Here is a 14,684-nt window from a genome sequence, read left to right as displayed (position 1 = left end):
CTTCTGCGGCCAGTTGCGAGATGCTGCCGCGGCCTGCCGCGGTATACTATGCGGCTACGGCACGCGCCGGCTACGGGACAACAGCCGGCGTGTGCCCTTCCGCAGGGCTTTGTGCGTCGCGTACTCGGTGGCGGCCAGGTTGGTCTGCGTGATGCCCCCACGCCGGTCCTGAACAGCCAATGAGCCGACGGACGAGGTGGTCATGCCCAGGTACACGGGGCGCTCCTCTGTCAGCGAAATCAGGGTAAACGACACGCGGGATTTACTGCCTGCGTTGGCCATGGCACTCTGGATGCGCCCATCGTAGGGCAAGGCCCCCTGCGCAACCTGCCAGGGGAAAAAATAATCGGCTGCGCCGTACTGCTGTCCCGCGCTGCGCACCACCAGCACATGCGTGTAGCCCAGCTGGCGCAGGGCCCCGATTTGCAGACTATCGAGCGGGTGCCGGATGCCGTGGGCTTTCAGCTCCCACTCTTGTTCCGGAGCATAGGCTACCGGCACTCCTTGCGCGGCAAACTCGCGCTGCACCCGCTCATAATACACCGTTGACACGACATCGGGCGAGAAATCCAGCTCCGTCACCAGCACCCGGGACCGGGCTGGCAAGGGAAAGAGCGGCTGGGTGCCCTCGTGCCGGTTGGTCACAAGGCATCCTCCCAGCAGAAAGGGCAGGGCAGCCAACCGCCAGCCCTTAGAACAGGAGCCCCACATGTGCCGCTACCGAGTTTAGCCAAACCGTATGCCGTTGGTCAGCTGCCGACTTCTGGTAGAACAGGGAGAGTCGCGCGTCGCGCACCTGGTGAGTTTCCAGGCCGGTACTGAACAGCAGATGCGTGGCGCGGCCCGCAATCAGCCGGTAACCCACGCCCAGTCCACCCGTGAGGCCGGCCCCGAACTCCTGCGTCAGGGAAACGGTGTGGCCGGCCGTGGCTACGGCAAACAGGCTGCTCTGGGCCGGGCGGCGGTAATAGCGCATATCGGCTACCAGGGGGGCGAAGGCGTACTTGGGGACGTCATAGGCTTCCAGTCCCAGGCCCAGCCCTACCGACAGCTCCGGCTTCAGAAAATACCCAAACGTGGTGCGCAGCCTCGATAGCGCCCCGGGGTGCCGAAAAGAAGATTCACCAGGAAAACGCACCTGCCCGAGTCCGCTGCTGCTACCCAGCTGGGTAATATTGAACAACCCGATATTCTTGTTCTTTTTAACGGGCCCTGGCTGGGCATGGGCGGAAGTAGCCAGCAGGCCCGCAAAGCAGGTAAGTAGCAGGAGGGCGTTGTGCATGGGTGCAGATGTGTGTAATAGTAACCTGGTGTACGCTTCACAGGGAGTCGCCCGAACTGCCCGGGCTAGAGCGACGCGGCATTTCGCGTCTCTCTAGCCCGCGATTCATTAAAATAGCAAGCCGGTGTTGAAGGAAACCGATTTGAGCCAGAGGTTACTCTGCAGGGTCTCTACGGAAGTTGGCCCTAGTAGAAATAGCCTGGCATCCCGAATCTGATGCGTCTCCAGCCCTGTGCTCAGCAGCAAGTGGGTACCGCGCCCGAGTATAAACCGGTAGCCTACGCCTAGGCCGCCCGTGGCGCCCGGAGCAAATTGGTTGCTCAGCAGCAACAGGTAGCCCGCGGTGGCTACAGCAAATACACTACTGGCCGTTGGGCGCGTATAGTAGCGGAAATCGGTCACCAGTGAGGCCGTGTTGTAGCCGGGGTTCTCGTAACGGTCCAGGCCCACGCCCAGCCCTACTGAAAATGCGGGACACAGAAAGTAGCCGAGCGTGGTACGAAGTCTGTTGACGTACCCCCGATTTTGAAAAACGGCATCAGAACGGAATGAATACTGCCCGATACCTCGGTTGTGCCCGATTTGGGTGATATTGAAGAAACCGGCGTTCCTGTCCTTCTTCGAATCCACGGCAGACTGCTGTGCAAATGTGGTTGTATTGTCTGCGAAAATCAATGCAACCACTATAGCGGTTTCGTGAACGGTTCGCTCGTTTTTCAGCCAGCAGTGGCGTGATAGCCACAGTGGTCAAACCAGCCGAGCGCATCGGCGCTGGTGATCCAGTCGATGGCGGCTTGCAGGGCCTGCAGCAAGGCCTCGCGGGTACGGGCCTGGGCCGCCCGCAGCTTGGTCTTCAGCTTGCTCCAGGCCTGCTCCACGGGATTAAAGTCGGGCGAATAAGGCGGCAGAAAGAGCAACTCCACGCCCCGCTCGGCCAACCACTGTTTCACCCCCTCGAGCTTATGAGCCGACGCATTATCGAGCACCAGCACATCGCCCCGCCGCCGCGTCGGGGCCAGGCAGTGGGTCACATACCAGGCGAAGCGGTGCTGATTCAGGGCCCCGTCGAGCACTTGCATGCCCCCTAAGCCCTTGACCGATAAGGCCCCAATCAGTGTCAGGGACTTGCCCCGGTTCAACGGGATGGCCTCGCCCACCCGCTGCCCGCCCTTCGCGCGGGCGTAGCGGCGGCTCTCATCCAGCCGCAGCGCGGTCTCGTCCAGAAAGTGGAAGCGGGCGACGTCGGGGCGGGTGCAGACCGTGGCCACGTGCGCGGCGCGAGCTGTTCTTACGCGGGGCGTATCACGCTCGGTGGCGTGGAGGCTTTTTTTTTGCGGCGTAAGTCCTGCTCGTTGAGCACGTTCCAGAGGCAGGTTTGGCCGACTGAGCGGCCCGAATGCGTCTGCCAGGCCTGATTCAGTTCGGCCAGTGTGGCGTCGGCGTGCTGGCCAACGTAGGCCACCAGCCAGGCCTGATCATCAGCCGAGAGCCGTCGCTCGGGGCCGCCACTGGCGGGCTTGGGGGCTAACGAGCCCGTTTCCCGTTCACGGCGTAACAGGTCGCCCACAAACGAGCGACTCACGCCGAAGCGTTGAGCGACCTGGGTTTTACGGGCGTTTGGTTCGCGACAGGCGGCGGCCACGCGGGTGCGTAAATCAAGCGAGTAGGGTTGCATAAAAGAGCATACGGTGACTAAATAAAAACGACCGAACCGTTCACGAAACCGCTATAAGAGGAAAAAAGGCTTCATATTATACCCTCTCGTAATTTAATGATGAGATGATACAACGGGGCATGCCGAAATACTCGGTATGCCCCGTTGTCATTACTCCTGGAGTAGGACTATTTTAGACCCCTTCCAGGTATTCCCTCTTCTCCCCATTCCATAACAAATGGACTGAAATTTCTTATAGGATATTGGAGGAGCAAATAGAAACACTGACCTTCCAGTGGATGTGAAGTTTGTTTTGAATCCTATTTTTGTTGAATTCCAGTTGTAGGTACAAACTTGGTTGTATTTTCTGCAGAGTTAACGGCTCAAGTATAGGACGTTAATTGACAACCAGCAAGAATGCGGGAATTGTTTTTTTAAATAATTAATCATTAAAATAATATTAAAAAAACAGGAGTTACATCAGCCTATTTTCCCGTCACCTTGAATTCGGTGCGGCGGTTGAGCTGGCGGCCGGTTTTGCTGGTGTTGGGAGCCACCGGCTGGGTGTCGCCGTAGCCGGCGAAGGTCAGGCGGGCCTTGTCCACGCCCTTGGCCACGAGGTAATCGACCACGGCTTTGGCCCGGCGCTGGCTCAGGTCCTTGTTGTACTCGGCCTTGCCCACGTTGTCGGTATGGCCGGAAATTTCGAGGCGCAGGGCGGGCGTTTCGGTGAGCAGCTTGAGCAGGCGCTCCAGCTCGCCGGTGCTTTCCTTACGCAGCGTGGCCTTGTCGAAGTCGAAGAAGATGTTGTTGAGCACCACCTTCACGCCCACGTCGAGCTTCTTGAGGGCAATGTCCTTAACCACTTCGGCGTAAGCCGAGCCGGCCGGCAGATCGAAGTTCTCGGAGTGGAACAGGTAGCCTTCCTTGCGCACCACAATGCCGTAGTTCACGCCCGAAGGCAACGACACGAGGTAGCGGCCCGATTTCTCATTCGACTGAAAGGAGGCAATAACCTGGTTGAGGGTGTTGTCAATTACATCAATAGTGGCTTCCAGGGGCTGCCGGCTGGCTTCCTCCGTCACCACGCCCTTGAGAATGGTCACCTGGGCGGCCACAATGGCTACCGGCGGGGCCAGCAGGGTTTCCTTCACCGGCTGCACCCGGGAGGCCAGCAGCTGGTCTTCCTGGCTGAGCACGGGCGGTTTTTCGGCCCCCAGAAAGGTAATCTGGTAGATGTCCTTGGAGCCCAGGCCATCGTCGCGGAAGGAGGAGTAGTAGCCGTGCCGACCCGAGGCCGAAATCACGAAGAACACGTCGTCGTCGGGGGTGTTGATGGGCCAGCCCAGGTTTTCGGGCGTACTCCACTTGCCGTTCTCGAACACCGATTTGAAGATGTCGTAGCCGCCCATGGAGTTGTGGCCCTCCGAGCTGAAGTACATCGTTTTGCCGTCGGGGTGCAGGAACACGCCCTCCTCGCCGTACTGGGTGTTGATGACCGAACCCAGGTTTTGGGCCGGCCCCCGCCCGTCAATCTCAATTTTGTAGATATCCCGACTGCCCAGGCCGCCTTCCTTGTCGCTCACGAAATAGAGGCTGCGCCCGTCGGGCGTGTAGGAAGCCGACGACTCGTGGTACTTGGAGTTGATGCGGGAGCCCAGCTTCTGGGGTTTGCGCCACTCCACGCCCCGCAGGTTGGCCTCGTGCAGGTCGCCCCCGTTGTCTTCCATGTACACTAGCAGGCGCTGGCCGTCGGGCGCGAGGCCCACGGTCGCGTCGTGGCCCTCGGTGTTGATGTTTTCGCCCAGGTTCTGGGCGGCGCTCCAGCCATCCTTGCCCTCGCGGGTGCTCTGGTACACGTCCTCAAAGAAACCGCCGGTTTCGGGGTCGGTGTTGCCGCCCGTGGAGCCGGCCCGGCGGGAAGTAAACAGGATAACCGACTCATCGGCCGTAATCACGGGGCCGTACTCGGGGAAGGGCGAGTTCACCCCCGGCCCGGCATTGTCGATGAATACGCGGCTGGGTTTGGCGGCCAGCTTGCGGCCGTTTTCGCACTCCCGGATTTTCTTCTGGATGTCCTGTATCAGCCCGGCGGTGTTTTTGGCGCCGGTGGCCGGGGTGGCCCGCTTGTACTCGGCAATGGCCGCGTCCCACTTGGCATTCAGGTGCAGGCCCCGGCCCAGCAGGTAGTGGATGCGCGGGTCCACGTCGGGGTTGAGCTGGTAGGCCCGCTGTAGGTATTCCAGGGCCCGGGGCTTGAAGCCCGAATGCAGGTAACAGTCGCCGATGCGGAAATTGAGCTGGTCGTTGCTGGGGTTGAACTTCTGGGCTGCCAGGTAGTGGGGCAGGGCCTGCTCGTAGCGGGGCGGGTCCATGTCGTAGAATTCGTCGCCCTGCTTGATAGCCTTCTGGGCCGCTTTGAGGCCCTCCTTGTCGTTGCCGAACCGGTCTTTGCTGAACTCCACGCTCTGGGCCGAAGCTCCCGTGGCCGTGAGTAGCAGAAAGGCGAGTAGGTACTTGTGCATGATGGTAGCAGGGTAGGAGCGCGGGGCCGCGCCCGTTCAGGGTGAACTTCAACAAAATCAGGCGGATACCGGACGCCGGTTGTCCGGCCGGGGCCGGCTTACTCGGCGCCGCAGCCGGAGTTGGCCGCGTGGGTCAGACCCACTTCCAGGCCCAGCTCAGCGGCCCGGCGCCAGTCCTGGCAGGCCGCATCGGGCTGGCGGAGCATTTCGCGGGCGTGGCCCCGGTTGAGGTAGGCCTCGGCGTACTCCTTGCTCAGGCTGATGGCTTTGCTGGCATCGGCTTCAGCCTTCGGGTAGTCTTCGAGCTTGAGGTAGGCGGCGGCGCGGTTGTTCCAGGCAAAGGCGTAGCCCGGATCCAGCTCCACGGCCTTGCCAAAATCCTCGGCGGCGCCCTTGTAATCACCTTGCTCGTAGCGGGCGGCGCCGCGGTTGGTGTAGGCCAGGGCGTTGTCCTGCTTTTTGCTCAGGTAGTCGTTGTAGTCCTGCAAGGCCCCTTTCAGGTCGCCGGCGCGGCGGCGGGTACCGGCCCGGTTGAGCAGGGCCGGCAGCAGCTCGGGCTGCAGCTTGAGGGCCTGGGTGTAGTCCTGGATGGCGGCGGGCAGGTTGCCCAGCTGGCGCTGCGTGCTGGCCCGGTCGTGCCAGGCGTAGGCGTAGGCGGGGTCGGCCTTGAGGGCGGCGTCGAAATCAGCCTTGGCGCCCGCGTAATCGGCCCGCTCGAAGCGCAGGGCGCCGCGGTAGTACCAGGCGGGGGCGTAATCGGCCTTCAGCTCGGCGGCCTTGCCGTAGTCGCGCTCCGCTTCCTCGGTCTGCTTCAGGGCCTCCTCAGCCTGGGCCCGCCCGAAGTAGGGCGTAAACGTATTGGGGTCGATGCGCAGGGCCTGGTTATAGTCCTGCACGGCCGGCTGATATTCCTTGAGCTCGTAGCGCACGGCCGCCCGGTTGTAGTAGGCCTTGGCGAAATCGGGCTTCACGGTCAGGGCCTTATCGAAATCGAGCAGGGCTGCGCGGTAGCTTTTCTGGTTGAATTTGGCCACTCCGCTGTTGTAGAGGCGCTCGGCCTGCTGGTCGGGCGGCAGGGTGGAGGCCCGCACGGAATCTACCTGAGCCTGGGCCGCAGCCGCGCTCAACAGTATACTAAGGGAGAGGAGAACAGTCTTTCGCATCGTATCCCGCCGGTTTGAGAGGCGCGGGATAAATGTAAATTTATTTGCTGAATCGGCGGCCTCCGTCGGCTCAATAAGTTTGCGTATTGTCTTTTGACAAGATGGAATAGACTCCGTTTTTCGGTTTACGTCCCGTTACTCCGGCAGCTGGGTGCGTACCAGTTCCTGCCACTCGTGGCGCAACGAGCCCGCGAAAACCGGCCGGTTGGCCCGTTGGTACCAATAGGCGGCATTGTCGGCGTCGCCCTGCTGGCGGTGCAGAAAGGCGTGCAGCCAGTCGAAAAGGGGGACATCTTCGTGCTGCTGGGCAATAGCGTGGGCCTTATGCCACTCGTCGCGGCCGGCGTACCAGAGGGCTTCGAGCAGGGCCGACAGGCCAGCGGGAGCGTCGGGCTGGGTTTGGGAATCGAGGAAGGCAGCGTAGGTCATATAACCGAGGGGAGAGGTGCGGAAGAATATCAACGAGTAAACTTCTGCCGGCCAGCCGGGGTTTCAGCTATTGTTGGCGACGATGCAGCAGCAGTTGCGTAATTTTACGTCGCCGCCGGACAACGTGTCCGCCGAGAAGTACATTTTTTAACGCCTAGCTTTCACCTATGGCCACCTATCCCGAATACATGGTTGCGCCCATCCGCCAGGACCTCACCGAGGCTGGTTTCGAGCAACTCATGACCCCCGAAGAAGTTGACAGCGCCCTCACCGCCGACAGCGGCACCGTTCTGGTGGCCGTGAATTCGGTGTGTGGCTGCGCCGCTGCCAAAGCGCGGCCGGCCCTGAAAATGGCCGTTTCCAGCTCCGATAAGAAGCCCGCCAAACTGGTGACCGTCTTTGCCGGTATGGAAACCGAAGCCGTAGCCAAGGCCCGGGAACACATGCTGCCCTACCCGCCCAGCAGCCCCTGCATTGCCCTGTTCAAGGACGGCGAGCTGGTGCACATGATTGAGCGCTACCACATCGAAGGCAACGACCTGATGCGCATCGTCAACAACCTGCAGGGCGCTTTTGAAGAGTACTGCTAGGCAGTAGTATAATGTACTGCTGTCCCTGAACACGGAAGCCCGCGGCCAGCAGCTGCGGGCTTCCGTGTGTTTACCTGCACTATTGCTGCTTCCGCTTCTCTAACCTGCTTGCCCGTGCTCCTGCAGCCCTTACCCTGGGACTCCGATTTTTTGGGCTTTCCCGTGGCGAATGTCCAGAATGCGGATTGGTCGAACGCCGGCCTCACCGACCTGCTCCTCCGGGCCCGAGCCCAGGGCTACCGCCTGCTCTACTGCTTTGTGGCACCCGGGGCAGTGGCCGCGGCAGCCTTGCAGGAGTGCCCCCAGGCCGTGCTAGCCGACCGCAAAGTCCGGCTCCGGCTTCCAGTACTGCCGGGGCAACCCACCAGGTTGCCGGCAAGTATCCGGCCCACCCGCACTTACAGCCCCGCCCTACGGGCGCTGGCTCCTCAGGCCGGGACCTATTCGCGCTTTCAGCAGGATCCCCACTTTGCCCCCACGGTATGCCCGCGGCTGTACGAGTTGTGGCTGGGCCAGGCACTGCGCGGCGAATCAGGGCAGGAAGTGCTGCTTTACCAACCCGCTTCCAGCCCGGTGCCCCTGGGTTTTCTGACGCTGAGGGAAAAGAACCAGCGCACAGCAATGGAGCTTATGGCCGTGGAAGCCGCCAGCCGGGGGCAGGGCATCGGGGCCGCCTTTATTGAAGCGGCCCGTTGCCGGGCGGCCGCGGCGGGCCACACCGCAGTTCAGCTTGTGACCCAGGCTACTAATCCCGCCTGCCGCCTCTATCACCGCGAAGGTTTCGTGCTGGAACATGAGGAATTGGTGTATCACGTATGGCTATAATCGATTACGGGTCAGGTTCTAACCCCTAATTCGCTACTTCGCTCAGGAATTTGATGCGCATCAGGCGCAGATCTTCCTCGGTGTACTCATCGGTGCCGAGCTCCTTGAGGGCCGCGGCGATGTTGTCGGTGCTGGCCGTCATGAAGTAGTCGTAGATTTCTTCCTGCCGCTCCTGGTCCAGCACCCCGTTGATGTAGTAGCCCAGGTTGAGCTTGGTGCCGGAGTAGCAGATGTGCTCGATTTCCTCCATCAACTCCCGCATGTCGAGGCCCTTGGAGGAGGCAATTTCCTCCAGATCCATCTTCTTGTCGATCTGCTGGATGATGTAAATCTTGATTTTCGACTTGTTGACCGCTGATTTCACCACCACGTCGGCGGCGGTGGTGATGTCGTTGTCCTCTACGTACTGCTTGATCAGGGCAAGAAAGGGCGTGCCGAACTTCTGGGCCTTGCCCTGGCCTACGCCCGACACGTGGGCCAGATCCTCCATTTTGGTGGGGAAGGTAGTGGCCATTTCCTTGAGCGAAGGATCCTGGAACAGCACGTAGGGCGGCAGGTTCTTCTGAGCGGCCACTTTCTTGCGCAGGGCCTTGAGCATCTCAAACAGCGCCTCGTCGTGGCCGGCGGCCAGCTGCACGTCTTCCTGCTGCTGCTCCTCCTTTACTTCCTCGTCGTAGTTGTGGTCTTTGGTGAGTTTCATGGAATGCGGATTTTCGATGAAATCAAGGCCTTTCTGGGCAATCCGAATAACGCCAAAATTTTCCACATCCTTCGCCAGCAGGCCGTTAAGTAAGGTCTGCCGCAGCAAGGAGTGCCAGAATTGCGCGTCGTGGTCCTTGCCCTCGCCGTAAATCGGGAGGCTGTTGTGGCCGTAGCTGATGACGTGGGGATTCGACAGGCCCATGAGCACCGTGCCGATGTGGTCCAGCCCGAACCGCTCGCCCGTCTGCACCACGGCTTTCAGGGCCAGCAGCACCTCGTTCTTGGCCTCGAACCGCTCCTTGGGGTGGCGGCAGTTGTCGCAGAAACCGCAGTCCTTCTCAAACGCCTCCCCGAAGTAGTGGAGCAGCTGCTTGCGCCGGCACACCGCCGAATCGGCGTAGTTGGCCATTTCCTGGAGCAGCAGCTTGCTGTTGTCGCGCTCCGTCACGGGCTTGTCCTTGTTGAACTTCTCCAGCTTCACGATGTCGTCGTAGCTGTAGAACATCAGGCAGTCGCCATCGAGGCCGTCGCGGCCGCCGCGGCCGGTTTCCTGGTAGTAGCCCTCAATGCTCTTGGGCGTGTCGTAGTGAATCACGAAGCGCACGTCGGGCTTGTCGATGCCCATGCCGAAGGCGATGGTGGCCACAATTACGTCGCACTCCTCGTGCAGGAAGGCGTCCTGGTTGTGCATGCGCACCTGCGGGTCGAGGCCGGCGTGGTAGGGCAGGGCGCGCACGTCGTTCACGCGCAGCAGCTCGGCAATTTCCTCCACCTTCTTGCGGCTCAGGCAGTACACAATGCCGGCCTGGCCCTTGCGCTGCTTCACGTACTGAATCAGCTGCTTCTTGGTGTTGTGCTTGGGCCGGACTTCGTAGTACAGGTTGGTGCGGTTGAAGCTGGTTTTGAACACCGAGGCATCATCCATCTGCAGGTTTTTCTGAATGTCCTGCTGCACCTTGGGCGTGGCCGTGGCCGTGAGGGCAATGATGGGCACGTTGGCCCCGAGGTTGTCGATAATGCCGCGGATTTTACGGTACTCGGGCCGGAAATCGTGGCCCCACTCCGAAATGCAGTGGGCTTCGTCGATGGCCACGAAGCTGATGGTGGCCTTGTGCAGAAACTCGATGGTTTCGTCCTTGGTCAGCGACTCGGGCGCCACGTACAGCAGGCGCACCTCGCCGCTGATCACGTCGCGCTTCACCCGGTTCATCTCCGATTTGGAGAGGGTGGAGTTCAGGAACTGGGCGTTCACGCCGAAGGCGTTGAGCTGGTCTACCTGATTTTTCATCAGGGCAATGAGGGGCGAAATCACGATGGCCGTGCCGGGCAGCACCAGGGCCGGCAGCTGGTAGCACAGGCTTTTGCCGGCGCCGGTGGGCATAATCACGAAGGTGTTGTGGCCCTGGATGACGTTCTGAATGATGTCTTCCTGGACTCCGCGGAACTGTCCGTACCCAAAAACTTCCTTTAACTTGCCCTTCAAATCAGCTTCTGGCGGCACTTGTTGTTTCACAGCTGGCATCGACATCCTCACTTGCTCAATTGGTTGGTAGATTGGGCGGCCACCCGTAGGGGTCGCTAGACTCAATCTAAGGATTTTATAGTATTCGCAGCGAAGAAGTTAGGAGCGGGCCGCTGACCGGAGTCAGGGGCGCTGCTGGCGGCTTCACTTTCGAAACACAATACCAAATTTAGATTGAAACCGCATACCGAACTCAACTTGCTCGCAAAAAATGTGCTTCAGCAGGAAGCGGAAGCCATCCAAGGCGTAGCCGCGGCCCTCGACGAGCGGCCCGACTTTGCACAATGCGTAGAAGCCATCCTCACCCTGCGCGGTCGGGTGGTGGTCACGGGCATCGGCAAGAGCGCCCACATCGCGGGCAAAATGGTGGCCACCTTCAACTCCACCGGCACGCCCGCCCTGTTCATGCACGCCGCCGACGCCATCCACGGCGACCTGGGCATGATTCAGGCCGGCGACTTCGTCATTGCCATCAGCAAATCGGGCGATACGCCCGAAATCAAGGTACTCGTGCCCCTGCTCAAGCGCAAGGGCGTGCCCCTGGCGGCCCTGGTGAGCAACGCCGACTCTTACCTGGCCCAGCAGGCCGACTACATCCTGCACGCCCCCGTGGCCAGCGAAGCCTGCCCCCACAACCTGGCGCCCACCACCAGCACCACCGCCGCCCTGGCCCTGGGCGACGCGCTGGCCGTGTGCCTGCTCGAAAGCCGGGAGTTCTCGCGCCAGGATTTTGCCCACCTGCACCCCGGCGGCACCCTGGGCAAGCAGCTTTACCTGAAAGTAGGCGACCTGAGCCGTCAGAACCAGCAGCCCCAGGTTGCGGACTCGGCCCCGCTCAAGGACATCATTCTCGAAATATCAGGCAAGCGCCTGGGCGCCACGGCCGTGCTGGCCGAAGGTGGGGCCCTGGTCGGCATCATCACCGACGGGGACCTGCGCCGCATGCTGACCACCTACGAGGGCCGGCTGCAGAGTGTGCGGGCCCGGGACATTCTCACGCCCAATCCCGTGACGGTGGACGTGGACGACTTCGCCGTGGAGGCCCTGGCCCGGATGCAGGCCCGCAACATCACCCAGCTGCTGGTCACGGAGGCCGGCCGCTTCAACGGCTTTATTCATCTGCACGATTTGCTGCGAGAAGGGCTAGTGTAAGGAGTGTGAAGTTATTTAAGTTAAAATAATTAGTAAAATTGTTATATAAATCAGAATTTTTGTAGGTTTGACTTTTCTGATTCAGTAGAAATTCTACTTCCGTACCTTGGGTGAACGTGGCCAAGACGCACCGCCGTCGATGGTCCGTGCGCTTTCTCTCTCACGCAGCAATATCTGGTTTGGCGCTCATGGAACAACATACCTACCTGGTGGTCATGGCCGGTGGCATTGGCAGCCGCTTCTGGCCCTTCAGCCGCACGCATCATCCCAAACAGTTTCACGATGTGCTGGGTCTGGGCCGCTCCATGCTCCAGCTCACCGTCGACCGGTTCCGGGGCATCTGCCCGCCCGAGAACGTGTTCGTGGTGACCAACCGCGACTATATGGAGCTCGTGCACCAGCACCTGCCCGAGCTGGCCGCCGACCAGATTCTGGGCGAGCCCATCGGCCGCAACACGGCGCCCTGCATTGCCTACGCCAGCTACCGCATTGCCCGCCTCGACCCCGAGGCCGTGATTGTGGTGACGCCCGCCGACCACGCCGTGATGCACGAGGAGAATTTTCGCGCCGCCATCCGCACCGCCCTCGACGGGGCCCGCACCCACAACGTGCTCATCACGCTCGGCATTCAGCCTTCCCGCCCCGATACCGGCTACGGCTACATCCAGTTTCTCGATGATGCCGTGAAAGCCCAGGACGTGCAAACCATGCCCGGGCACGAAGACGGGGCCTTCCCGCCGGAGCTGCGCAAGGTGAAAACCTTTACCGAAAAGCCCAATCTGGAGCTGGCCCAGATGTTCGTGAACAGCGGGGAGTTCCTCTGGAATTCCGGTCTGTTCGTGTGGCGGGCCGATGCCATCGTGCAGGCCTTCCACCACTACCTGAGCGACATTGCCGAGGTCTTCGACGAGGGTGCCGACCAGTTGGGTACGCCCCGGGAGGAAGAGTTCATCTCCCGGGCCTACAGCCTGTGCCGCAACATCAGCATCGACTACGGCGTGATGGAAAAGGCCGACAACGTGTACGTGCTGCCCGCCGACTTCGGGTGGAGCGACCTGGGTACCTGGGACTCCCTGCACCGCATGGGCCACCACGACGCCGACGAGAACGTGGTGGACGGCAACGCCCTGCTGTACGACACCAAGGAGTGCGTCATCAAAACGCCCTCCGACCGTCTGGTCGTCGTGCAGGGCCTCGACGGCTACATCGTGGCCGAGTACGACAACGTGCTGCTCATCTGCAAGCGCACTGAGGAGCAGCGCGTCAAGGATTTCGTGGCCGACGTGAAATCGAAGAAGGGCGTGGGGTACAATTAGGTTTTAGAGCTTCGTTGTTTGTGCTTAGTGCATAGAAAAGCCTGTCATCCAAGTAACGGATGACAGGCTTTTCTATGCACTAAGCACAAACAACGAAGCTCTACTTCGCCAGTTTGGCTTTCAGGTTTTCGTCCAGGGCGGCCAGGAATTCCTCGGTGTAGAGGTAGTCGCGGCCGTGCTCCACTTTGTTGCCGTGGATGCAGACGGCCAGGTCTTTGGTCATTTTGCCGCTTTCCACGGTTTCGATGCACACGGCTTCGAGGGCGTGGCAGAAATCGATGAGCTCCTGGTTGCCGTCGAGCTTGCCGCGGAACTCCAGGCCCCGGGTCCAGGCGAAGATGCTGGCGATGGGGTTGGTGGAGGTGGGCTTGCCGTTCTGGTGGTCGCGGTAGTGGCGCGTCACGGTGCCGTGGGCCGCTTCAGCCTCCATGGTGCCGCCATCGGGCGTCACCAGCACGGAGGTCATCAGGCCGAGCGAGCCGAAGCCCTGGGCCACGGTGTCACTTTGCACGTCGCCGTCGTAGTTTTTGCAGGCCCACACAAAGTTGCCGTTCCACTTCAGCGCCGAGGCCACCATATCATCAATCAGCCGGTGCTCGTAGGTGATGCCGGCTTCCTTGAACTTGGTCAGGTAATCAGCTTCGTAGATTTCCTGGAACAGGTCCTTGAAGCGGCCATCGTACTTTTTGAGGATGGTGTTCTTGGTGCTCAGGTACAGGGGCCAGCCCTTGCTCAGGGCTTGGTTGAAGCAGGCGTGGGCGAAGCCGCGGATGCTTTCGTCGGTGTTGTACATGGCCAGGGCCACGCCGTCGCCCTTGAAGTTATAGACCTCAAACGACTGGGTTTCGCCGCCATCCTCGGGCTGGAAGGTTACGGTGAGCTTGCCCTTGCCCTTGGTCACGAAGTCGGTGGCCCGGTACTGGTCGCCGAAGGCGTGGCGGCCGATGCAGATCGGGGCCGTCCAGTTGGGTACGAGGCGGGGTACGTTGCTCATCACGATGGGCTCGCGGAACACGGTGCCGTCGAGGATGTTGCGGATGGTGCCGTTGGGCGACTTCCACATCTGCTTGAGGCCGAATTCTTCCACCCGCTGCTCGTCGGGGGTGATGGTAGCGCACTTGATGCCCACGCCGTACTGCTTGATGGCGTTGGCCGCGTCGATGGTCACCTGGTCGTTGGTTTGGTCGCGGTACTCAATGCCCAGGTCGTAATACTTGATATCGAGTTCGAGGTACGGCGTAATCAGCTTGTCCTTAATGAACTTCCAGATGATGCGCGTCATTTCGTCGCCGTCCAGCTCAACAACTGGATTTGCTACCTTGATTTTGGTCATGGATGGGGGGATGTGAAAGGATGATAGGGCCGCTGATGCTACCGATTGTAGGCTGGCAGAAGCCACCCGCAGACGTATTCGTCGGCGGAAAGATAACAACCGCTGCGCAAGCCGGCCGCATCATAACCGCTCAAAGGGCCCGTAAGGTTTTGGGGAGCCGGGTTGGATTTGTCAATCTGCCGGCTGCCGCA

14 protein-coding genes are annotated in these 14,684 nt (G+C 60.8%); 4 read left to right on the top strand and 10 right to left on the bottom strand.

The features are described 5' to 3' along the window. Window positions 1-54: 54 nt before the first annotated feature. From KLP40_RS01635 to KLP40_RS01605, 8 genes are all read right to left on the bottom strand, one after another. A complete protein-coding gene (locus KLP40_RS01635; protein ID WP_215591786.1) occupies window positions 55-606 on the bottom strand; it encodes a hypothetical protein in 552 nt (183 codons plus the stop codon). Between the two features lie 85 nt (window positions 607-691). Further along, window positions 692-1,282 carry a hypothetical protein gene (locus tag KLP40_RS01630; RefSeq protein ID WP_215591785.1) on the bottom strand — a complete coding sequence of 197 codons (591 nt, stop codon included), beginning with the start codon at window positions 1,280-1,282 and terminating at the stop codon, window positions 692-694. A gap of 108 nt (window positions 1,283-1,390) precedes the next feature. After that, window positions 1,391-1,966 (bottom strand): hypothetical protein, encoded by a 576-nt coding sequence (locus KLP40_RS01625; protein WP_215591784.1) that lies wholly within the window; start codon window positions 1,964-1,966, stop codon window positions 1,391-1,393. 32 nt (window positions 1,967-1,998) lie between these two features. Then, window positions 1,999-2,649, bottom strand: coding sequence for an IS630 family transposase (locus KLP40_RS01620; RefSeq protein WP_246558598.1), 651 nt, complete (start codon window positions 2,647-2,649; stop codon window positions 1,999-2,001). Further along, window positions 2,571-2,957 carry a helix-turn-helix domain-containing protein gene (locus KLP40_RS21130; RefSeq protein WP_246558574.1) on the bottom strand — a complete coding sequence of 129 codons (387 nt, stop codon included), beginning with the start codon at window positions 2,955-2,957 and terminating at the stop codon, window positions 2,571-2,573. Before KLP40_RS21130 ends, KLP40_RS01620 begins: the two co-directional genes overlap by 79 nt. Before the next feature lie 464 nt (window positions 2,958-3,421). Beyond that, the gene (locus tag KLP40_RS01615) at window positions 3,422-5,461 is read right to left on the bottom strand and encodes an OmpA family protein (protein ID WP_215591783.1); all 2,040 of its coding nucleotides are present in this window, start codon (window positions 5,459-5,461) and stop codon (window positions 3,422-3,424) included. Between the two features lie 98 nt (window positions 5,462-5,559). Next, a complete protein-coding gene (locus KLP40_RS01610) occupies window positions 5,560-6,588 on the bottom strand; it encodes a tetratricopeptide repeat protein (RefSeq protein WP_215591781.1) in 1,029 nt (342 codons plus the stop codon). Window positions 6,589-6,759: 171 nt separating this feature from the next. Then, the gene (locus tag KLP40_RS01605) at window positions 6,760-7,053 is read right to left on the bottom strand and encodes a hypothetical protein (protein WP_215591780.1); all 294 of its coding nucleotides are present in this window, start codon (window positions 7,051-7,053) and stop codon (window positions 6,760-6,762) included. Between the two features lie 167 nt (window positions 7,054-7,220). On the opposite strand from KLP40_RS01605, the gene KLP40_RS01600 reads away from it, so the two are divergent. Together KLP40_RS01600 and KLP40_RS01595 are read left to right on the top strand one after the other, a co-directional pair. Further along, entirely contained in the window at window positions 7,221-7,643 is a 423-nt protein-coding gene (locus KLP40_RS01600; protein ID WP_215591779.1) for a BrxA/BrxB family bacilliredoxin, read from the top strand. A 114-nt stretch (window positions 7,644-7,757) separates the two neighbouring features. After that, entirely contained in the window at window positions 7,758-8,468 is a 711-nt protein-coding gene (locus KLP40_RS01595; protein ID WP_215591778.1) for a GNAT family N-acetyltransferase, read from the top strand. 25 nt (window positions 8,469-8,493) lie between these two features. On the opposite strand, the gene recQ is transcribed toward KLP40_RS01595, so the two are convergent. Beyond that, window positions 8,494-10,692, bottom strand: coding sequence for a DNA helicase RecQ (gene recQ / locus KLP40_RS01590; RefSeq protein ID WP_215591943.1), 2,199 nt, complete (start codon window positions 10,690-10,692; stop codon window positions 8,494-8,496). Window positions 10,693-10,866: 174 nt separating this feature from the next. Here recQ and KLP40_RS01585 point away from each other — a divergent pair, with 174 nt between their 5' ends. Continuing rightward, window positions 10,867-11,844 carry a KpsF/GutQ family sugar-phosphate isomerase gene (locus KLP40_RS01585; RefSeq protein WP_394369957.1) on the top strand — a complete coding sequence of 326 codons (978 nt, stop codon included), beginning with the start codon at window positions 10,867-10,869 and terminating at the stop codon, window positions 11,842-11,844. A 188-nt stretch (window positions 11,845-12,032) separates the two neighbouring features. Next, window positions 12,033-13,160: a mannose-1-phosphate guanylyltransferase gene (locus KLP40_RS01580; RefSeq protein WP_215591776.1), complete on the top strand. Its 1,128-nt coding sequence runs from the start codon at window positions 12,033-12,035 to the stop codon at window positions 13,158-13,160. A gap of 100 nt (window positions 13,161-13,260) precedes the next feature. On the opposite strand, the gene KLP40_RS01575 is transcribed toward KLP40_RS01580, so the two are convergent. Next, entirely contained in the window at window positions 13,261-14,493 is a 1,233-nt protein-coding gene (locus tag KLP40_RS01575) for an isocitrate dehydrogenase (NADP(+)) (RefSeq protein WP_215591775.1), read from the bottom strand. Between the last annotated feature and the right edge of the window lie 191 nt (window positions 14,494-14,684).

Source organism: Hymenobacter piscis, from assembly GCF_018760735.1.
Classification (GTDB): domain Bacteria; phylum Bacteroidota; class Bacteroidia; order Cytophagales; family Hymenobacteraceae; genus Hymenobacter; species Hymenobacter piscis.
Note: the sequence above shows the minus strand (reverse complement) of the source record. Positions and strands in the feature narration are given on the sequence as shown.

Excerpts from the sequence above, each read along its gene's own strand:
- KLP40_RS01630 (WP_215591785.1), bottom strand. The coding sequence starts at position 1,282 with ATGCACAACGCCCTCCTGCTACTTACCTGCTTTGCGGGCCTGCTGGCT.
- KLP40_RS21130 (WP_246558574.1), bottom strand. The coding sequence starts at position 2,957 with ATGCAACCCTACTCGCTTGATTTACGCACCCGCGTGGCCGCCGCCTGT.
- KLP40_RS01615 (WP_215591783.1), bottom strand. The coding sequence starts at position 5,461 with ATGCACAAGTACCTACTCGCCTTTCTGCTACTCACGGCCACGGGAGCT.
- KLP40_RS01605 (WP_215591780.1), bottom strand. The coding sequence starts at position 7,053 with ATGACCTACGCTGCCTTCCTCGATTCCCAAACCCAGCCCGACGCTCCC.
- KLP40_RS01600 (WP_215591779.1), top strand. The coding sequence starts at position 7,221 with ATGGCCACCTATCCCGAATACATGGTTGCGCCCATCCGCCAGGACCTC.
- recQ (WP_215591943.1), bottom strand. The coding sequence starts at position 10,692 with ATGCCAGCTGTGAAACAACAAGTGCCGCCAGAAGCTGATTTGAAGGGC.
- KLP40_RS01580 (WP_215591776.1), top strand. The coding sequence starts at position 12,033 with ATGGAACAACATACCTACCTGGTGGTCATGGCCGGTGGCATTGGCAGC.
- KLP40_RS01575 (WP_215591775.1), bottom strand. The coding sequence starts at position 14,493 with ATGACCAAAATCAAGGTAGCAAATCCAGTTGTTGAGCTGGACGGCGAC.